Origin of the sequence: Denitrobaculum tricleocarpae, assembly GCF_007004665.1 — a bacterium.
GTDB lineage: Bacteria > Pseudomonadota > Alphaproteobacteria > Kiloniellales > Kiloniellaceae > Denitrobaculum > Denitrobaculum tricleocarpae.
The window spans coordinates 105,560-123,837 of record NZ_ML660056.1; the positions used below are offsets into that span (position 1 = coordinate 105,560).

The 18,278-nt window shown below is 57.7% G+C and carries 19 protein-coding genes; 3 read left to right on the forward strand and 16 right to left on the reverse strand.

The genetic code is table 11. The annotated features are described in order from the left end of the window. Positions 1-5: 5 nt before the first annotated feature. The 6 genes from FKG95_RS15280 to FKG95_RS15305 form a co-directional block, all read right to left on the reverse strand. The gene (locus FKG95_RS15280; protein WP_179954112.1) at positions 6-1,076 is read right to left on the reverse strand and encodes a CpaE/TadZ family protein; all 1,071 of its coding nucleotides are present in this window, start codon (positions 1,074-1,076) and stop codon (positions 6-8) included. Between the two features lie 167 nt (positions 1,077-1,243). Continuing rightward, complete coding sequence (locus FKG95_RS15285) at positions 1,244-1,990, reverse strand: CpaD family pilus assembly lipoprotein (protein WP_142897268.1); 747 nt, start codon at positions 1,988-1,990, stop codon at positions 1,244-1,246. Between the two features lie 10 nt (positions 1,991-2,000). Continuing rightward, complete coding sequence (locus FKG95_RS15290) at positions 2,001-3,389, reverse strand: type II and III secretion system protein family protein (protein ID WP_179954113.1); 1,389 nt, start codon at positions 3,387-3,389, stop codon at positions 2,001-2,003. 2 nt (positions 3,390-3,391) lie between these two features. Next, a complete protein-coding gene (cpaB, locus tag FKG95_RS15295) occupies positions 3,392-4,297 on the reverse strand; it encodes a Flp pilus assembly protein CpaB (RefSeq protein ID WP_142897270.1) in 906 nt (301 codons plus the stop codon). A gap of 9 nt (positions 4,298-4,306) precedes the next feature. Next, positions 4,307-4,804, reverse strand: a complete 498-nt coding sequence (locus FKG95_RS15300; protein ID WP_142897271.1) for an A24 family peptidase — start codon at positions 4,802-4,804, stop codon at positions 4,307-4,309. 110 nt (positions 4,805-4,914) lie between these two features. Beyond that, positions 4,915-5,094 carry a Flp family type IVb pilin gene (locus FKG95_RS15305; RefSeq protein ID WP_142897272.1) on the reverse strand — a complete coding sequence of 60 codons (180 nt, stop codon included), beginning with the start codon at positions 5,092-5,094 and terminating at the stop codon, positions 4,915-4,917. A 368-nt stretch (positions 5,095-5,462) separates the two neighbouring features. On the opposite strand from FKG95_RS15305, the gene FKG95_RS15310 reads away from it, so the two are divergent. Continuing rightward, on the forward strand, positions 5,463-6,917 hold the full coding sequence (locus FKG95_RS15310) for a cobyric acid synthase (protein ID WP_142897604.1): 1,455 nt from the start codon (positions 5,463-5,465) through the stop codon (positions 6,915-6,917). A gap of 22 nt (positions 6,918-6,939) precedes the next feature. Here FKG95_RS15310 and FKG95_RS15315 read toward each other — a convergent pair whose 3' ends face one another. The 8 genes from FKG95_RS15315 to FKG95_RS15350 all read right to left on the reverse strand — a co-directional run bounded on the left by FKG95_RS15315 (position 6,940) and on the right by FKG95_RS15350 (position 14,118). After that, a complete protein-coding gene (locus FKG95_RS15315; RefSeq protein ID WP_142897273.1) occupies positions 6,940-7,635 on the reverse strand; it encodes a fumarylacetoacetate hydrolase family protein in 696 nt (231 codons plus the stop codon). Positions 7,636-7,769: 134 nt separating this feature from the next. Next, positions 7,770-8,105, reverse strand: a complete 336-nt coding sequence (locus FKG95_RS15320) for a HesB/IscA family protein (RefSeq protein ID WP_142897605.1) — start codon at positions 8,103-8,105, stop codon at positions 7,770-7,772. 102 nt (positions 8,106-8,207) lie between these two features. Continuing rightward, positions 8,208-8,642, reverse strand: coding sequence for a DUF59 domain-containing protein (locus FKG95_RS15325; protein ID WP_218940210.1), 435 nt, complete (start codon positions 8,640-8,642; stop codon positions 8,208-8,210). Then, a complete protein-coding gene (locus FKG95_RS15330; RefSeq protein ID WP_142897274.1) occupies positions 8,642-9,928 on the reverse strand; it encodes an aminotransferase class V-fold PLP-dependent enzyme in 1,287 nt (428 codons plus the stop codon). The genes FKG95_RS15325 and FKG95_RS15330 overlap by 1 nt, the downstream gene beginning before the upstream one ends. Positions 9,929-9,942: 14 nt before the next feature. Continuing rightward, positions 9,943-11,259, reverse strand: a complete 1,317-nt coding sequence (sufD, locus tag FKG95_RS15335; protein WP_142897275.1) for a Fe-S cluster assembly protein SufD — start codon at positions 11,257-11,259, stop codon at positions 9,943-9,945. Between the two features lie 56 nt (positions 11,260-11,315). After that, complete coding sequence (gene sufC / locus FKG95_RS15340) at positions 11,316-12,065, reverse strand: Fe-S cluster assembly ATPase SufC (protein WP_142897276.1); 750 nt, start codon at positions 12,063-12,065, stop codon at positions 11,316-11,318. A 56-nt stretch (positions 12,066-12,121) separates the two neighbouring features. Next, complete coding sequence (gene sufB, locus FKG95_RS15345; protein WP_142897277.1) at positions 12,122-13,576, reverse strand: Fe-S cluster assembly protein SufB; 1,455 nt, start codon at positions 13,574-13,576, stop codon at positions 12,122-12,124. A 74-nt stretch (positions 13,577-13,650) separates the two neighbouring features. Further along, positions 13,651-14,118, reverse strand: coding sequence for an SUF system Fe-S cluster assembly regulator (locus FKG95_RS15350; RefSeq protein ID WP_142897278.1), 468 nt, complete (start codon positions 14,116-14,118; stop codon positions 13,651-13,653). 488 nt (positions 14,119-14,606) lie between these two features. Here FKG95_RS15350 and upp point away from each other — a divergent pair, with 488 nt between their 5' ends. After that, positions 14,607-15,239, forward strand: coding sequence for a uracil phosphoribosyltransferase (gene upp / locus FKG95_RS15355; RefSeq protein WP_142897279.1), 633 nt, complete (start codon positions 14,607-14,609; stop codon positions 15,237-15,239). A gap of 6 nt (positions 15,240-15,245) precedes the next feature. Here the strand turns inward: upp and FKG95_RS15360 are convergent, their stop codons facing one another. After that, positions 15,246-16,433: an MFS transporter gene (locus FKG95_RS15360; protein WP_218940211.1), complete on the reverse strand. Its 1,188-nt coding sequence runs from the start codon at positions 16,431-16,433 to the stop codon at positions 15,246-15,248. Positions 16,434-16,481: 48 nt separating this feature from the next. On the opposite strand from FKG95_RS15360, the gene FKG95_RS15365 reads away from it, so the two are divergent. Further along, on the forward strand, positions 16,482-16,967 hold the full coding sequence (locus FKG95_RS15365; RefSeq protein ID WP_142897280.1) for an Lrp/AsnC family transcriptional regulator: 486 nt from the start codon (positions 16,482-16,484) through the stop codon (positions 16,965-16,967). An 11-nt stretch (positions 16,968-16,978) separates the two neighbouring features. Here the strand turns inward: FKG95_RS15365 and FKG95_RS15370 are convergent, their stop codons facing one another. Further along, a complete protein-coding gene (locus FKG95_RS15370) occupies positions 16,979-18,157 on the reverse strand; it encodes a 3-phenylpropionate MFS transporter (protein ID WP_142897281.1) in 1,179 nt (392 codons plus the stop codon). Positions 18,158-18,278: the final 121 nt, after the last annotated feature.

Sequence of the window (18,278 nt, forward strand, 5' to 3'; positions counted from 1 at the left end):
TGGGTCTATTTCCTCTTAAGCCAATCGCGCCAGCTTTTTTTGGCTTCGCCAGCAGCCTTTTCCTTGCTGCCATCGAGTACGGTTACTGCACGTTTGAGCGTCTTGCTCGCCTTGCAGCGTGCATCGACCTGCACGAGCGGCTTGCCCGTGTTTGCGGCGAGGTTGAATGCCTTGTGATCTTCCGCAAGCTGAAAGTCGACCTTTCGGCCGAGTGCCTTCTGGAAGTCACCGATCTGCATTCCCTGTGTCGAGCTTCCGGTCCGGTTTGCAACGACTTTGATCGGGGTGTTCGGGCTCAGTTCTTCGATGTTCGCGAGTGTCCGAATGGAGTCACGCAGCCCTGACAGTGTCAGTTCTGTGACGACAACAATCTGGGTCGCTGCTTCAAAAACACCCTGTCGCAGACCGGGAGCTGCACGGGGCATGTCGACAACGATGCATTCGTGTTCACGCCCAAGAGCGTCAAAGAGAGCCCCGGTAGCAGCCGGATCGAACAAAATGTCATGACTGACGTTTTCTTCAGTTGCCATGACCGAGAGATTTTCCGTCAGCTTTGCGGTCGCGCTCGAAATGAACAGGCTGTCGATACGCGATGGATTTTCCAAAGCTTCGCGAAGACCACGCGTCGGTTCGAGGTCTAAGGATAAAGCAATGGTTCCATATTCAAGGTCTAGGTCGACAAGCGCAGTTTTGTGTTGTTTTTCCTCGGCCATGCTCCATGCAATATTGAGCGCAACGGTCGAGGCGCCGCAGCCGCCCCGCGAGCCGATCACGACTATTTTCTGCGTTGCGTCAGGATCCGCAACAGGTGCTTCCACCTCGTCCTCGGGCTCCTCCAGTTGCTGCAGAGTGCTGAACAAGGCCTTCTCTGTGATTGGTTTCACCAGATAATCGGAGATGCCAGCGCCAATCATTTCGCGGTAAAGGTTGATGTCGTTCATCGAACCGATACCAATGAGGCGGGTATCTTCCGTAAAGGCGGCCGTGAGGGAGAGCATCGCCGTTAGCGGCGACGGTGAATCGCCGATATCGACAATCATCACCCGCGGAACCGGGGACTCGGTCAGGTACTGCATGGCTTCCTGACTGCCGCCATCGCGGATAACCGTCTCGGCGTAGAATTGCCGGGTGACGGAGTCGATGACATCGTGTGTCTGGCCGTCGTTTACGAAGGCGGCACATTCGGCAAGCGGCGTGAGTTCGCTATTGCCTTCGGAGGCGAAGAGGTCTTCAGCTGTACTCATTACTGGTCAATCCCCCTGGTAGAGAGAATTTCATCAAGCGGAATGATCTCGCCCCTGCGATAACGATCGATTGATAGAACCGAGGCTGTTCCATCCCGAAAACCGCCCGGCGACCCTTGTTGGAGATCGGCAGGGTTGGCAACCATGAGGCCCAAGTTGCTTTTGTTCGCGCAATCGCGGACGGTTTCCGGACGCGCTCCACTGTTGGGTTGCACGCTGCTACAGTCTGGCAAGCGCACCAGCGTACGCGTTATGACGACTGCGATGCGATTATCCGGTGCAAGCTGTACAGTGATAGGCCGTTCAGCCGTATAGGCCTGCAATCCGTAGTTTGCGAGTTCAAGGCGCAGGGCGTCTATCCGCTGGACTGTCTCCGGCAAAAGTTCGTAATCGTCTGATCGTAGACCGTCGAGTTGGATACGGTCGCCTTGTTGAATTCCCTTAGTCCGCAAAAAAAGCGCCAGACGGGTCCGCTCAGTCTCGCTGACAGTAGTAGAGCCTGGCGAGAAGTTCATTGCATGCGCCTGCATGACAGACTGGGTTTGCAACTCTGTTGCCGCTTCGATCTGTTGCCAGCTACCGGTGTTGAAGGTTCTCTCGACCAAGCCCAGCGTGTTGTCATAGACGACGTCGGATGAATCTTCTTCGGTGAACCGTGTCTGTCCATTGCTGCAGGCACCAACCGTCAGGCTCACAGCCATGAGTAACGGTGCAAAAACTCTCTTGTTGAAGATTGGATCTTGCATTTTGCTCACTCTACTCGAGGATGAAGCCCAGAGGGCGCGGCAGACTTGATGCTGATGACGATGCCGCCGGAACAGTGGTCAAGCCAGAGGCTGTATTTCCGGTTTGCACCGGCGCGGTTGTCTTGGTTTCAGCACGCTCTTCCATGTAGGGAGTTGTCGGTACCGGCAGGGGTTGAGAGACCGGACGCACCAGATATGGCGTCACGATGATGACCAACTCGCTCTCTCTGCGCTGAAAACGCTCACTGGTAAAGAGTTTGCCGAGGATCGGAATGTCTCCAAGACCCGGGACCTTGCTCGTGATCTGTTGCGTGTCATCCAGAAGCAGGCCGGCGATCGCAAAGCTCTGACCGGATCCCAGTTCAACAGTTGTTTCCGCACGGCGTGTCGCCAGCGCCGGAATGACAAGGTCTGCAACAGTAATCGCACCGTTTTCCGATAACTGACTGACCTCTGGACGAACCCGCATGCTGATGAGGTTTTCACCGACCAGGGTCGGAGTAAAAGCAAGGCTGACGCCGAATTCCTTGAATTCGATCTCGATGTCTCGACCGCCTTCGTCGTTTGTCTCAGCGCCAACCGGAATGGGAAACTCTCCGCCTGCCAAAAAGCTGGCGGTCTCGCCGGACAATGCCGTCAGGTTCGGTTCCGCGAGAACAGTGACCAATTGGTCGTCGGCCAGTGCATCGATCAGAACATTGAGATCCAGCGGACCCACTGATCCGTCGATCTCGAAAAAGCTGGGCGGCGAGTCAATAAGGATTTGAGAAGTGTTGGTGAAAAGCCCGAAGGTAAAGGCTCCGTCTGCAATCGCATTCCAGTCGAATCCGAATTGCTCGATGACTTCCTTTGAGACTTCAGCAACTCGAACCCGAAGATTGACTTGGTTCGGTGCCGTGATCTGAATCTGGTTGATAATTTCTTCCGGGTTGTTCACAAAGCGCGCGGTAACACGCTGAGCGTCTGCCGCCTCGGTTGCTGTATTTGCCAGTCCTGCCAAGAGGATACCGCCGTCAATTGATGTCACCGAGATACGAGCGCGCGGCGCTACCGCTTCCAAGGCTGTACGGAGCCGGCTCAAGTTATGACTGACGCGGACCGTCAAGTTGGCGATGATATTGTCGTTGCTGTCGACCGCGAAGAGGGTTGTTTCACCGGTTGCCTGACCGAAGACATAGATCAACTGCGACGACTTTACATTGACGTCCGCAATTTCGGGGTTGGCTACGAAAACCGATACGGCGGCTTCCTCCAGACGCAGAAGCTGTCCCTCGTTGATTTCGAGTTGTATCGGCTCACCCGTTGCGGGTGCAGCATAACCGACGATATCGGCGCTCGCACGACCGGGTAGAATCAACGCCACCAACAGCAGCGTTGAGAGGAGTCTATTAAAATTCATTTTCATCGGGCCCCTACCACTTCGATGTCGAGCTGCTCGACTTGACTGCCGCGTCCGACGACAACTTTAACTTCACCATTGCCGGGGCGAGGCACGAGGACGCTCACGTCACTCTCCCAGGTGTAGGTTCTGCCTGATTTTGGCTCGGCCTCTTTCAATGGATCCTCGCCTTTCACCAGGCGTTCCAGTTCTTCTTCGTCTTTCGCGAGGCTACGGAGGCTGAGAGATAGCTGCCCCAGGCTTTTGACCGCCGCGATCATCTCGACCTGCTTTGGTGTGAGTTCAAGCGTTGCGGTGCTTGCGATGGTCGGCTCGCTCTCGCTGTCTGTGTTGGTCTGCTGGTCGACTGCCAGGATGCGAACGTTGGTCAGAATCGTCTCGCTTGCCTGCCGTTCGCTGCGGTTTTCGAGTTCTGAATCCTGGATCGTGTGGCTGAGGATGAGGTCGACTCGGTCACCTGGGAACACAAAGCCGCCGATGCCGGAAGTCTCGTCAACCTGAATTGAAACGGCCCGGTAACCAGGTTTTAAAACCGCAGCAAGGAAACCACGTTCGCCAGGGGCCACCACGCGCCCTAGCACCATTGGTTCGCCGGCAGAGATAGGCTGCCTTGACACAGAACCAAGCAGAGACGTCTCGTCGAACTCATCTTGAATTAGATAGTTGTCCGACTTGACTTCATCCGGCCAGGCTTGCCAATCCAGATCCGTCTCCTGGATAAAGGTACCAATCGGGATATCGGTTTTGGCGATCAACACGTATGTGAGCTCAACTTCTGGCACAGGTTGTGCCTCGACGGTTTGTTGAACCGGTGCACGCTGTGCATCAAGCCAGCTTTTTGCGACGAACGCGGTACCGCCTATCATAAAGAGGGCACCGACGATCAAGAGGATGTTTCGTATCGACATGGCTTTAGCCTATCTCAGCAATGTGAACGCTACGTAAACGCCACCCAATGCAATTGCAGCGCCGTAGGGCATTGGTTTTTTTGCAAAAGTCTCGAAATCGCAGGTTAATCCCTGTGGCAAAAATGGGAGCATGTGGGCGGCGCGATTGAACAACCAAAGGCTGACTGCGATCACACCCCCGGTAACTGCCGTCATAAGAGCAAATTCAATAAACAGGTCAGTGCCGGCCCACAGGCTCGCAGCGGAAAAAAGCTTCACATCACCACCGCCGCAGAGCTTAAAGGCAAACAGAACAAAACCGAAAGTTAAGACAGCGCCTGAAAGTCCGAGCGCGAGCAACCATTCGGGAGAAGGATCGGATGTCAAAACAAATGCCGGGTACAAGATGACCAGCGCTGAGCTGTAGTCATTGGAGATCGTAAAGCTTTTGATGTCCTGATAAGCTGCAACGGCAACAATCAAAGCAAAAAGACAGATGGTTACTTCGTTAAGGGTAGGATTTAACATTGTGTGAATTCTTGCTTTGGAGCAAAGAGGGCCGAGAGTGTTTTCTACTTCTCGGCCCTCTAAGAGATGCTCAGGTGCACTAGTTAATGTGCAGGCTGTTCAGGTGAGCGTTACGGCGTACGCGCGCCTTTCAGTTTGGTCTCGACAAACGTGAACATCGCACTCAGCTCATCACCCATTGCAGACAGGGCTGCGATTGCAGCGACCGAGATCAGAGCGGCAATCAGGCCGTATTCGATTGCGGTTGCACCTGATTCGTCGTTCAGAAACGATTTAATGGTCGTAAACATTCTTAAAACCTCCAGTTAGCAGAAAACCTGTGAACGATAATGACGTGGACGCGTTAAGAAACAGTAAATGAAAAACAACAAAAAGCCGCGTAACTCATTGTTAAACCACGAGAAAAATGATTTATATTTGCCGAAACTAAATACAAAATTACTCTATAATTTATCTAAAATTTTTCATATCGATTTTTTTCGTGCAGAAACAGATCTTTACTGAGATTCATTGTTTGTATCCCTAATCAAAATGGTTAAGTTGATTCGTTTTTACACAATCTATTGCCTTTTTTGATCTATCAGGTTTAGGCTTCCCAATTAACCATCAGGTGTGTTGAAAGACAGGGGCTCGCGTGCAAAAAAACACCGCCGCGTTAATGTTTCAGGGAACCGGGTCAGATGTTGGAAAATCCCTTCTGGTTGCGGGATTGGCGCGTGCTTTTTCACGTAGGGGTCTCTCGGTTCGGCCCTTCAAACCACAAAATATGTCGAACAATGCCGCGGTAACCGCGGACGGTGGTGAAATCGGCCGGGCGCAGGCGCTTCAGGCCCGTGCCTGCGGCCTCGCGCCCCATACCGATATGAATCCTGTCCTTCTGAAGCCCCAGAGTGAAGTCGGCGCCCAGGTCGTCGTCCAGGGCAAGGTGATCGGGAGCGCAACCGCCAGGGAATACTGGTCTCTGAAGCCCAAGCTGATGCCTGCGGTCCTGGAGAGCTTCCATCGCCTCGGCGAAGACGCAGACCTTATCCTGGTCGAGGGGGCAGGCAGCGCCTCGGAAGTCAATCTGCGCGCGGGCGATATCGCCAATATGGGTTTTGCGGAGGCGGCGGACCTGCCGGTTATCCTGATCGGTGACATCGACCGGGGCGGGGTTATTGCCAGCCTGGTCGGAACGGCGGCGGTGCTTCCCGCGGCGGAGCGGGCCCGGATCAAAGGTTTCGTCATCAACAAGTTTCGCGGAGACGTCAGTCTTTTCGATGAAGGTCTCGATCTTATTGCCGAAAAAACCGGGTTCGAGGCTCTTGGTGTCATTCCCTTTTTGGATGCCGCGCGCCGTCTTCCGGCCGAGGACTCGGTTCAACTCTCTGTTTCGTCAGCGGATACCGCCGCTTCCGGCGACGTCATCGTAGCCGTCCCGGTGCTGTCGCGTATTTCCAATTTTGACGATCTGGATCCCTTGATCGCGGAGCCCGGTGTCAGCGTCGTCTTTGTTCAACCGGGACAGGCTTTGCCCGGGAACGCAAACCTGGTGGTTTTGCCCGGCTCAAAGGCCACGCTTGCTGATCTGGCATTTTTCCGGGCGCAGGGCTGGGATATTGACCTGCAGGCCCACTACCGGCGCGGAGGGCATATCTTAGGCCTCTGCGGCGGCTATCAGATGCTTGGCAGGCAAATCAGCGACCCCCAGGGTATCGAGGGAGCGGTCGGGGGCGCCGAGGGCCTGGGTATGCTCGACGTGGATACGGTGCTGAGCGATGACAAGACCCTGGTTGCCGTGGAGGGGCTCGAGCTGGCGAGCAGGCAGGCTTTGAACGGCTACGAGATGCATATCGGCATTACGACCGGGCCCGGAACGCAGGTCCCTATGATAGAGCTTGGCGGGCGTGCCGAAGGCGCCGTATCGGCCGATGGACGGATTGCGGGCTGTTATCTGCACGGAATTTTCTCGGCGGACGGTTATCGTCAGAGCCTGCTGGCCCGGCTGGGCAGGAGCGGGGCTTCCGGGTTGGACTATGAGCAGGGTGTTGAAGAGGCTTTAGATGCCCTCTCAGAGCATCTCACCGTCCACCTCGACCTCGAGCGTATACTGGAAATCGCGCGCGGCAGATAATATGCGCGGGTCGCCTGAGACGTCAGTCGGCGTCCTCGATCTTGATATGCAGAGGCGCAAGGCCTTCAATTGAGGCCGTCACCCGATCGCCCGGCAGCACAAAGCCGACACCCGCTGGCGTCCCGGTAAACACCAGATCACCCGGCTTTAGCTCGAACATGCGTGACAGATAGGAGACGATTTCGGGTACCGACCAGATCATCTCCTTGAGATCGGCATCCTGCCGGGGCCTGTCATTGACGCTCAGTGCGATCCGGCCGGCATTCATGGGCGGACATTCCGCCTTGGGCGTGATCAGGCCGCAGGGCGCGGAGCGGTCAAAAGCCTTGGCTGCCGTCCAGGGCAGGCTCCGGTCCTCGGCGACCTGCTGCAGATCCTTGCGGGTCAAATCGATCCCGACCGCATAGCCGAAGATATGTTCATCTGCGGCTTCAGTGGAGATCTCGTAGCCGCCCTTTTCGATTGCCACGACGAGCTCGACTTCATGATGCAGGCTGGCTGTTGCAGGCGGATAGGGCAGGGAGCCGCCGTCGCTGACGATCCCGTCGCTGGGCTTATTAAAGAAAAAGGGGGATTCCCGGTCGGGATCGCGGCCGGTTTCGTGAATGTGAGAGAGATAATTGTGTCCGACACAGTAGATCCGCCTGACCGGGAACTGTTCGGAACGCCCGACGATACCGACAGATGCGGCAGGTTCGGGCGGAAAAAGGTAATCCATTGGGACCCGTGCGACTTTCCTACGTTAGTGTGTCGCCAGAAAATCTATCATGTTTCAGCGCTCAGCCAACACGCTCAATGGTCGGCCCTGGTGTCCGGCACTAAAAGATAAGGGGCTGGTTGTGCCGCTTCGGACTATATGTGGAAGCTCTCGCCGCAGCCGCAGCGGCCCTTTTCGTTGGGGTTCGAAAAGACGAAACCCGTTTGAAACTTGTCTTCGACATAGTCCATTTCGCTGCCGATAAGGAACATGACCGCGGTCGGATCGATGAAAATCTTAACGCCCTTGCTTTCGACCACGTCTTCAAACCTGCCTTGCTCTTCGGCGTACTCCACAACGTAACTCATGCCGGAGCAGCCACGCGAGTTCACACCGACGCGCAATCCCTGCACAGGTTTCTCGCTGCGGTCGATCAATTCCTTGACCCGCGCTGCGGCCGCGTCGGTCATGGTGATCATGGGCTTTGACATATCGAACATGGCGGTCAATCTACCTCAGATTTCTTGCTTATCATATGGGAAGAAAACTTAATTTTTGAATTCCTTCCCAAAACGAGCCTTTAAAACAGGTCTTTAAAACAGCCCCAGTGCCAGTTGGGCGTCTTCAGACATGCGCTCCGGTGTCCAGGGCGGATCCCACACCAGGCTGACGGCGACTTCGCCCACACCTTCGGCACCGGCCACGGCACGGGCGACATCGAACGGCATCTCGCCCGCGACCGGGCAGGCGGGCGCGGTGAGCGACATCTCAATCACCACCGAGCCGTCCCCGGCAATGTCGATGCTGTAAATCAGGCCCAGGTCATAGAGATTCACCGGAATCTCAGGGTCATGCACGGTCCGCAGCGCTTCGATGACGATGTCCTCATCGGCCACCTTGGTTCCCGGCTCCAGAGGCGCGCCGGCACGGGCCGTCAGCTCTTCTCCGGGCATTGCCTGACCATTCGGCATGAAATGAGCCAGACCGGGACCGTCGGGGCCCGCGAGAGGGTGTTTGAATTCGCTCATCAGCCCAGAAGCTCCTTAACCTTATGCAGGGCGGCAACCAGCGCGTCGACTTCCGCGCGGGTGTTGTAGAGACCGAAGGACGCCCGCGCCGTGGCGCTGACCCCGAAGCGGTCCATCAGCGGTTGGGCGCAGTGATGTCCGGCGCGCACCGCAACTCCGGCCCGATCTATGATGGTGCCGATATCGTGGGCATGGGCGTTGTCCATCACAAAGGACACGATGCTGGCTTTCTCCTGCGCCTGTCCGATGATGCGCAGGCCTTCGATCTCCAGCATGCGTTCGGTCGCGTATGCCGTGAGGCCTTGCTCGTGAGCAGAGATCCGGTCCTGGCCCAGTGCCTTGACGTAATCTATCGCCGCACCGAAGCCGATGGCTTCGATGATCGCCGGCGTGCCCGGTTCGAAGCGATGGGGGGCGTCTTTATAGGTGCTCATTTCGAAGGTCACCCGGTCGATCATCTCCCCGCCGCCGTGGTGAGGCGGCATGGCGTTGAGCAGGTCCAGCTTGCCGTAAAGCACGCCGATCCCTGTCGGGCCGTAGACCTTGTGGCTTGAGAAGCAGTAGAAGTCGACGTCCAGGTCCCGCACGTCGATTTTCATATGCGGTCCGGCCTGGCAGCCGTCCACCAGCACCTTCGCGCCCGCAGCGTGGGAAAGGCGGATGATATCCTTGAGTGGAACAATCGTGCCCAGTGCATTCGAGATATGGGTGATGGCGACTAACCTGGTCTTCGCGCTCAGGCAGTCGCTGAAGGTCTCCAGCGACAGGTTTCCGTCGTCATCGATGGGCACGACCTTAAGCTCGATGCCGGTCTCGTCGCGGAGCATCTGCCAGGGCACGATGTTCGCGTGGTGCTCCATTTCGGAGATCAGAACCTCATCGCCGGCCTTCAGGAAGGTCCGACCATAGCTCCAGGCCACCAGATTGATGGCTTCGGTCGCGCCGCGCAGGAACACGATCTCATCACTGGTCTCGGCATTGATGAAGTCAGCGGCCTTTTCGCGGGCGGCTTCGAAGGCATCCGTGGAGAGCTGGCTGAGCCGGTGCAGGCCGCGGTGAACGTTGGAGTAGTAGGTTTCCATGTTCTGGCACATGGCGTCGATGACGACTTTGGGTTTTTGCGCAGAAGCTGCATTATCGAGGTAAACCAATGGTTTGCCGTAGACTTCCTGACTTAGGATCGGAAAGTCCTTCCGCACCTTTTCGACATCGTAAGAAGCGATGGAATTGTCGCCAATGCTTGTCGCGACGTCTGCTTCGCGGGACGCCAGTGTCGCGCTGCTCATGCTCTGCTCCATTTTCATACCGCCAGCCAATCCGAGATTTTGTCCAGAAACACGTCATGCAGTGCTTCATCACCGATTTCACTCACGGACTCTGCAAGAAAAGCCTTTATCAGCAAGGCTTTAGCAGAGTCTTCCGAGAGACCGCGCGAGCGCAGATAAAAGAGCGCATCATGGTCGACTTCACCCGCCGAACAGCCGTGACTGCACTTCACATCGTCCGCGTAGATCTCGAGCTCCGGTTTGGCATTTATTTCCGCCGTATCGGTCAGCAGCAGCACCTTGTTGAGCTGATGGCCGTCGGTCTGTTGCGCTTGAGGATGCACCACGATGCGGCCCTGGAATACACCGCGTGAGCGGTCGTCGAGTACGCCCTTAAAGACTTCCCGGCACGAAGTCTGCGGTGAGAGGTGGTCAACGACCGTCGTGGTGTCGCAATGCTGCTTGTCCCGCATCAGATAGCCGCCGTTGAGGTGACAGCGTGCGCCGGCGGCCGTGAGCTTCATAGAGGTTTCGTTACGTGACAGAGCCGCACCGATGCTCAGGGTGAAGCCGTCGTAAAAGCTGTCGCCCGCCAACTGGCCGTTCATGGTGCTGGTGTGCACGGCATTTTCGCCCTCGGCCTGGATCCGATAGTGGCGCAGGGTTGCGCCTTCCGCGAGGGTGACGTCATTTGCCGCATTGATGTAGTAAGCAGCGCCGTTCAGGCCGATGTGATGTTCGAGAATCGTCGCCTCGCTGCCCGCAGCCAGGGAAATCAGGTTTCGGGCATTGTGCGCAAATACACCATTTTCCGCCGAATTGACGTGGATGATTTCCAAAGTCTTGTCGAGTTTGCTTCCTGCCTCGAGCTCCAACAGGAGACCATCGCGCATGAAGGCGGTGTTGAGGGCGACCAGCGGCTGATCATCCGTATCCTTGTGCGCAGAAAGCAGGGCCTCCACGCGCTGCGGCTGGCTCTCCGCCAGTTCAGCGACGCTGCCGAGCGTCACACCTTCGGGCAGTCCGGCAAGATCCGAGAGATCGGAGCGAAATCCGCCGTTTACGAAGACGACACGATAGGCACTGCCATCGGGCAACAGGCTGGGGGCACGATCGATAGAGATCGGCTGCGGGCTCAGAGCCTGTTCGGTCAGTTCCAGCTGTTTCAGGCCGCGCAGGTTGGTGTACTTCCAGGATTCGCGCCGCTGGGTCGGCAAGCCCGTCTCGGCGAAGCTGTCCAGCGCCCGGTCGCGCAGCGCGGCGAGCCAGGGCAGGGCATGCCCGGGAAGCGCCGGCTTGAGGCCGTCGTACTGATCAACGAAAGGTGTGGTCATGGCATTATCTTGCTTCATATCGGATCTTGCTCGGTTCTGGCGTCCTAAGATGCGTTTGCGGCTTATGAAGGCCCTCAGGCAGCTTGATCGGTGAACTCGGCATAACCTTTCTTTTCAAGTTCTTGCGCCAGGCTTTTATCACCCGACTTGACGATCTTTCCCTTGGCCAGGACGTGAACGTAATCCGGCACGATGTAGTCCAGCAGGCGCTGATAGTGGGTGATCACCAGGGTCGCGTTTTCGGGCGAGCGTAACAGGTTCACGCCGTCTGCGACGGTTTTGAGCGCATCGATGTCCAGGCCGCTGTCCGTTTCGTCCAAAATCGCAAGACTTGGCTCCAGGATCGCCATCTGTAGGATGTCGTTGCGTTTCTTTTCACCGCCGGAGAAGCCGACATTGACGGCCCGCTTCAGCATGTCGTTGGACACACCCAACTGCTTGGTCTTTTCGCGGATAACCTTCATGAACTGCATCGCATCCAGCTCATCCTCGCCGCGGTACTTACGCACCGAATTCAGGGCTTCCTTCATGAAGGTGGTGTTGGTGACGCCCGGGATCTCCACTGGATACTGGAACGCCAGGAACACGCCTTCACCGGCGCGCTCTTCCGGTTCCATCTCCAGGATGTTTTTACCCCGGTAGAGAACTTCGCCTTCGGTCACATCGTAGCCGTCACGGCCCGAAATGACGTGGGCCAGGGTGCTTTTGCCCGAGCCGTTAGGGCCCATGATGGCATGCACTTCGCCCGGGTTGATGGTCAGGTCGAGCCCGCGCAGAATGGCTTTGCCTTCGACGTCGGCGTGGAGGTTTTTGATTTCGAGCATTACGCTTGGAACCTTCGTTATCCTATTGTTGTCAAATCACCAAAGACGACCGGATTCTAACCGACGCTGCCTTCGAGGCTGATGCCCACCAGCTTCTGCGCTTCCACGGCGAACTCCATGGGCAACTGCTGAAGCACTTCGCGGCAGAAACCGTTCACCACCAGGGCAACCGCGTCTTCTTCGCCAATGCCGCGCTGGCGGCAGTAGAAAAGCTGGTCCTCGCTGATCTTCGAAGTCGTCGCCTCGTGCTCGACCTGGGCCGAGGAATTGCGGCTTTCGATGTAAGGCACGGTGTGCGCACCGCATTTGTCGCCAATGAGCAGGGAATCGCACTGCGTATAGTTCCGTGCGCCCTTGGCCTTGGCGCCCATGCGGACCAGACCGCGGTAGGTACTCTGTGACTTTCCGGCCGAGATCCCTTTGGCGATGATCCGCGAGGAGGTGTTCTTGCCCAGATGGATCATCTTGGTGCCGGTATCGGCCTGCTGCATGTTGTTGGTGATGGCGATGGAGTAGAACTCGCCGACCGAGTTGTCACCCTGCAGGATGCAGCTCGGGTACTTCCAGGTCACCGCCGAACCGGTTTCCACCTGGGTCCAGGAGATCTTCGAGTTCTTGCCGCGGCAGGCACCGCGTTTGGTGACGAAGTTGTAGATGCCACCGATGCCGTTTTCATCGCCCGGGTACCAGTTCTGCACCGTCGAGTACTTGATCTCGGCGTCATCCAGCACGATCAGTTCGACCACGGCGGCATGAAGCTGGTTCTCGTCGCGCATCGGCGCGGTACAGCCTTCCAGATAACTGACGTAGGAGCCTTCGTCCGCGATGATCAGGGTGCGCTCGAACTGGCCGGTGTTGGCCGCATTGATCCGGAAATAGGTCGAGAGCTCCATGGGGCAGCGCACGCCCTTGGGGATATAGACGAAGGAGCCGTCGGTGAAGACCGCCGAATTCAGGCAGGCATGCTTGTTGTCGCCGTAGGGAACGACCGAGCCCAGGTACTTCTTGACCAGATCCGGATAGTCTTTGATCGCTTCGGAGATCGAGCAGAAAATGACGCCTTTTTCGGCGAGTTTATGCCGGAAGGTGGTCGCGACCGAGACACTGTCGAAGACCGCATCGACGGCGACACCGGCCAGCATCTCCTGCTCGCGGAGGGGAATCCCGAGCTTCTCGTAGGTGCGCAGCAGTTCCGGATCGACCTCGTCGAGGCTTTTCGGCGCTTCCGTCGTCTTCGGCGCCGAGAAGTAGTAGGCGTCCTGATAGTCGATCGGCGGAAAGTCGACCTTGGCCCATTCCGGTTCCGGCATGGTCAGCCACTGCCTGTAGGCCTTCAGGCGCCACTCAAGCAGCCATTCAGGCTCTTCCTTCTTGGCCGAGATAAAGCGCACCGTGCTCTCATCGAGCCCCTTGGGTGCCGTATCTGCCTCGATATCGGTGACAAAACCGTATTTGTACTTGTCGTCCGCAAGGGCACGAACCTGATCTACCGTTTCAACTGTGGCGGCCATCGCCATTTTCTCCTAAATCGTCAATGCTTTAACGACGGTTTCTAACCATTTTCCAAGCGCTTTCACGCTGTTCCCTACGCAGTGTTGCGCCGGGCTTCCTGTTCATTCTCGCCGGGAGCGGGAACGCCGAACATCGGCATGGACATGCTCATATCCGCCAGCGTTACGCTTGAGAGCGCGCTGTGGATTGCAGAGTTGACCCGGTTCCAGTTACCGCGCATCGGGCAGAGGGATTCGACTTCGCAGTTGCTTTCCGCGCCCTCTACACAGGCGGTCAGGGCAATCGGGCCCTCAAGCGCCTGAATGATCTCAGCCATGGTGATGCTTTCCGCACTCCGGCTGAGGACATAGCCGCCGGTTGCGCCGCGCTGCGACGTCATCAGCCCGGCCCGGGTCAGCGTGCCGAGCAGCTTGGAGACCGTCGGCAGGGGCACGCCGCTCTCGGCAGCGATTTCCTGGGCACTGTTCGTCTTCTCCGGGCGCATCGCCATCTGCGACATCACGACGACCGCATAGTCTGTAAGCCGGTTCAGTCTAAACATCCAAATCTCCTGGGCGTGCCGTTAAGGAGCCACTCGAATTCGAGGGCGATACCGCTATCGACTCCACCGATCCGGGCACCTCGTGAGCGTCTCTTGTTTCCTGTCCTCGAAGGGGTGAGAAGGAGCAGGAACGCCGGTACGCCGTTTAATCCATACTAATTTAGTCAGGTTTAACATTTTAATCCAGACTAAATCGGTACGGATTTAAATATATCAGCGAAAACAGAATGCAAGAGCAATTCTTGAAGAAGTTGATGCGAGTAATTCTCAATAGTAAATGATCGCACTTGATGCCCAATTCCCCTTATGGGTCATAGTCTCCTGGACAGGAGGTATCCGCTCTTTTATCTATCGCCGCATCGAATCAGGCGCCGACATAGCGCTGTTGTTCGCCGGCTGTGGCAGATCAGCGCAGGGGCGGCGGGCAGGGGTAAGCGCGCCTGGTTACAGCGCATAGCTCCAAGGCGCACAGGGAAGGTAAAACAAGCATGAGCAAGAACCTTAAAATCGTCGAGCATCCACTGGTGCAGTACAAGCTGTCTCAGATGCGCTCGAAAGACACTCACTCTGCCGACTTCCGACGGCTGCTGCGTGAGATCAGTTTGCTGCTTGCTTATGAAGTCACCCGGGATCTGCCCCTGACCGAGGCTGAAATCGAAACCCCGATGGCGCGGGCGCTGCTGCCGGTTTTGAAGGACCTTGAGCCCTGCTTCATTTCGATCCTGCGGGCCGGGAACGGGATTCTCGACGGTATGCTGGACCTCTTGCCGTCCGCGCGGGCCGGACATGTGGGGCTCTACAGGGATCACGAGACCCTTGAGGCCATTGAGTACTACTTCAAGGTCCCGGAGGATATGGCCGGGCGCCTGACCATTGTCGTCGATCCGATGCTGGCCACCGGTCACACCGCCGTCGCCGCCATTCAACGGCTCAAGGATGCCGGCGCGCAGAAAATCAAGTTCGTCTGTCTGCTGGCCGCGCCCGAGGGCGTAAAGACCCTGGTCGAAGCCCATCCCGATACACCTATTTTCACGGCGGCCCTGGATGAAAGGCTCAATGAAAAGGGCTACATCATGCCGGGTCTAGGGGACGCGGGCGACCGGATCTACGGCACCAAGTAAGCCCTTCTAAGCCTCTCCGCCTGAGTGCCGGGTTCCAGCGAGGTAGAGGCTCACCCAGCTTGCCAGTGCGGCGGCAAACACGACGCCTGCGGCGATCAGGGCAGGGCTCGTCAAGCCGGCGTTTTCGTAAGCCGGCCCCAGCAGCGCGGCTCCGGCCAACGCGCCCATGTAGGTGATCGCGGAATTCAGTCCTAAAACCGCGCCGCGCGCCTCGCCCGCCGCTGACGAGAGCAGCAGCACCAGGATGTTCAGGCCGAAGTGATTGAGAAAGCCCCATATCAGGCAGATCGCCATGAGGGCAAAGCGGTCATGGCTCGCAGGTGCGACGCCCGCGTAGGCCAGGCCAATGACAAACAGCACCAGTGGGAAAAGCCGTCTCGGGTCGCCGCGGTCCAACCAGCCATCGGCAAGGCTCGCCGCTCCGAATCCGACGCCATACGCCAGGGCGAAGAGGCCGGCGAAAGACGTTGACGTTCCAAGCAGGCTGCGGACATGGTCGCCGACAAATGGGTAGACCCCGTAAAAGGCGGTCATGAAGGAAAAGCAGATCGCCAGGAGCAGCAGGATTTCAAGTGTCATGGCGTCGCGCAGCGAGCGAGCATAGGAAATGCGCGTTTCCGATGTCTGCGGCCTGTCCTTGGGGATCGCACGCAGACCCGCAGAAGCAGCGAGCGCCAATAGAGCCAGCGCGATGAAACAGGCGCGCCAACCCAAGGCATCGGCAATCAGAGCCGAAATCGGTACCCCTAAAACCAGCGACACGGACCATCCTGTCAACACTCGGCCCAGGACTCGCGCTTCCTCGCCCTTTGGCGCGGTTTTGGTTGCCAGGGCGTAGGTGGCGGGAAGAACGACTCCGGCACCGAGACCCGCCAGAGCTTGTGATATCGACAGCATCTCCCAGCTTTGCGCAGCGGCGCTGAGTCCGATCCCAAGGAAAAGAGCGAAGAGCCCGCGCAGCAGCATGGTCCGGTTGCCACAGCGGTCAATCAGCGGTGCCAGCGCCAGCGCCGAAAAGGCGGTTGCGCCGCCATAGGCGGCAATGGCGCGCGCGGCTGTGGCCGGCGTTGTTGCCAGGCCGCGCGAGACGTCCGTCAGGATCGGACTCAAGAGCAGAGAGTTGGATCCGACCGTGGCGACCACAGCCAGCAAAAGGAGCGTAATACGGCTATTCGATTTATTTTGACTGGTCATAGGCTATAAATACCGAATGAAATTCGGTGAAAACGGAAAATGTCAGCCATGCCAAAAGAAACGAATAGGCTTCGGGAGAATGGGCGTACCAAGGCGGGGTTCGATGAAAAAGACCGAATGCTGTTAAGGCTGTTGGCCCAGGACGCGACTCGTTCCTACGCGGACATGGGCGCGCAGATCCATCTGTCGCCGCCCGCCGTGCACGAGCGGGTGAAACGTCTCAAGCGGGACGGCTACATCAGGGCGACGGTTTCGCTTCTCGACGGAGAGAAGATCGGGCGGCCTTTGCTTTCCTTCATTCATGTCGACACCACCGGCTGGGGCGCCAAGTCGCCCATGCGTGCGCTTTCTGAACTGGAGGAGGTGGAGGAGATCCACACGGTGACCGGCGACACCTGTGTGATCCTGAAGGTCCGTATGCCCGGGACCCAGGCGTTGGAGGACTTGCTGGCCCGGATTTACCGGATCGAGGGTGTCAAAGGTACGCGCAGCTACGTTGCTTTGAGCACCTATCTGGAACGCGGACCGACCTAAAACCCGCCATGTCACGTGGTTTCATGGGGAAGGCGTTCTTCCTGTGAGCGTGGAAAACTGAGAAGCCGGAGGGCGAGCAGCACGGCAATACCCGCCAGTCCGGCCATGGCAAAAAAAGCGAATGCAGGACTCTCGCGGTAAAGGACACCTGCCAGTAAAAGCGCAAGCCCCATGCCGAGGCCGCCGGAAAACGCGGAGTAGAGGCTTTGGGCCGTTGCCGCCGCGCCTATGGGCGCGCGCCGTGCGATAAAGTGCATGGCGCCGAGATGGGTCGCCCCGAAAGTTCCCGCATGAAGCAACTGCACGCCGATCAGGGCCGGGAGCCAGGTGGTTTCACCAATCACAAGCCAGCGCACGATGCCGCAAATGCCGCCGATGAGCAGGAGTGTGCTGGGCCGCATTCGTCTGACCATCGCACCGCTGATCGCAAAGAGCAGAACTTCGGCTGCGACACCTTCTGCCCACAGCAAGCCGATCACGGTTTCACTGTGGCCCGCCAGCTGCCAATGGATCGTTGAAAAGGCGTAGTAGGTTGCGTGGCTTGCCTGCAGAAGACTGGCGCAGATCAGAAAAATCAGGAATTGCGGTTTCAGGAGCGGACGCCAGTCTCCCTTGCTTTGTGATGCCGTGTTCTGAGGCGTCTTGTCTTGGGGCGGCAGTACGATGATCGTGCCAAGGGTGATAACCAGGAGAAGCAGCAAAAACGGCAGAAACGCGCCGATACCGTACGTCTCCACAAGGGGCCCGGCCACCGCCGCCGCGAGGATGAAACCGATCGATCCCCAAAGACGAATCCGCCCGTAGTCGAGACCCCGTCCGTAAACCGCCCCCAGAGTCAGGCTGTCGCCCAGCGGAGGCAGGGCCTGCATGGCCGCCACGGCGATCAGACTGATCAAAAGGATGGGCCAGAATCCGCTGCTGTCCCATAGCAGCGCATAAAAGCCGACCGACAGCAGGGCAACCACGGCCATGGTTACCTTGGGGCGTCCACTGCGGTCGGAGACCTGCGCGAAACCGGGGGTCGTCGCAATTTTCAGCCAGGATGCAGCCGCCAGAAGGGTTGCGATCTCAGGCGCGCTCAGGCCCTTTTCTCCCAGCCAGAGCGGCCAGAAAGGAATGTAGATGCCGATCGCAGCGAATATGGCGGTATAAAAGGCCGCGTAGCGGACTGAGAGTTGTGTGGCGGACATGGCGAGGGGAATGTGATTGCTTCGGCGCAGGATCGCATGGGCTTCTCGACCGGTAAAGGCAATAAATTCAATGCGCTAACTTCTCTTCTTGTGATGCGTTCAAGGCATACCATGGCATTCT

What these genes read in the sequence shown, in the direction of transcription:
- FKG95_RS15280 (WP_179954112.1), bottom strand. Translation starts at nt 1,076, where the DNA reads ATGCAGTACCTGACCGAGTCCCCGGTTCCGCGGGTGATGATTGTCGAT.
- FKG95_RS15285 (WP_142897268.1), bottom strand. Translation starts at nt 1,990, where the DNA reads ATGCAAGATCCAATCTTCAACAAGAGAGTTTTTGCACCGTTACTCATG.
- FKG95_RS15290 (WP_179954113.1), bottom strand. Translation starts at nt 3,389, where the DNA reads ATGAATTTTAATAGACTCCTCTCAACGCTGCTGTTGGTGGCGTTGATT.
- cpaB (WP_142897270.1), bottom strand. Translation starts at nt 4,297, where the DNA reads ATGTCGATACGAAACATCCTCTTGATCGTCGGTGCCCTCTTTATGATA.
- FKG95_RS15300 (WP_142897271.1), bottom strand. Translation starts at nt 4,804, where the DNA reads ATGTTAAATCCTACCCTTAACGAAGTAACCATCTGTCTTTTTGCTTTG.
- FKG95_RS15305 (WP_142897272.1), bottom strand. Translation starts at nt 5,094, where the DNA reads ATGTTTACGACCATTAAATCGTTTCTGAACGACGAATCAGGTGCAACC.
- FKG95_RS15310 (WP_142897604.1), top strand. Translation starts at nt 5,463, where the DNA reads ATGTTTCAGGGAACCGGGTCAGATGTTGGAAAATCCCTTCTGGTTGCG.
- FKG95_RS15315 (WP_142897273.1), bottom strand. Translation starts at nt 7,635, where the DNA reads ATGGATTACCTTTTTCCGCCCGAACCTGCCGCATCTGTCGGTATCGTC.
- FKG95_RS15320 (WP_142897605.1), bottom strand. Translation starts at nt 8,105, where the DNA reads ATGTCAAAGCCCATGATCACCATGACCGACGCGGCCGCAGCGCGGGTC.
- FKG95_RS15325 (WP_218940210.1), bottom strand. Translation starts at nt 8,642, where the DNA reads ATGAGCGAATTCAAACACCCTCTCGCGGGCCCCGACGGTCCCGGTCTG.
- FKG95_RS15330 (WP_142897274.1), bottom strand. Translation starts at nt 9,928, where the DNA reads ATGAGCAGCGCGACACTGGCGTCCCGCGAAGCAGACGTCGCGACAAGC.
- sufD (WP_142897275.1), bottom strand. Translation starts at nt 11,259, where the DNA reads ATGAAGCAAGATAATGCCATGACCACACCTTTCGTTGATCAGTACGAC.
- sufC (WP_142897276.1), bottom strand. Translation starts at nt 12,065, where the DNA reads ATGCTCGAAATCAAAAACCTCCACGCCGACGTCGAAGGCAAAGCCATT.
- sufB (WP_142897277.1), bottom strand. Translation starts at nt 13,576, where the DNA reads ATGGCCGCCACAGTTGAAACGGTAGATCAGGTTCGTGCCCTTGCGGAC.
- FKG95_RS15350 (WP_142897278.1), bottom strand. Translation starts at nt 14,118, where the DNA reads ATGTTTAGACTGAACCGGCTTACAGACTATGCGGTCGTCGTGATGTCG.
- upp (WP_142897279.1), top strand. Translation starts at nt 14,607, where the DNA reads ATGAGCAAGAACCTTAAAATCGTCGAGCATCCACTGGTGCAGTACAAG.
- FKG95_RS15360 (WP_218940211.1), bottom strand. Translation starts at nt 16,433, where the DNA reads ATGACCAGTCAAAATAAATCGAATAGCCGTATTACGCTCCTTTTGCTG.
- FKG95_RS15365 (WP_142897280.1), top strand. Translation starts at nt 16,482, where the DNA reads ATGCCAAAAGAAACGAATAGGCTTCGGGAGAATGGGCGTACCAAGGCG.
- FKG95_RS15370 (WP_142897281.1), bottom strand. Translation starts at nt 18,157, where the DNA reads ATGTCCGCCACACAACTCTCAGTCCGCTACGCGGCCTTTTATACCGCC.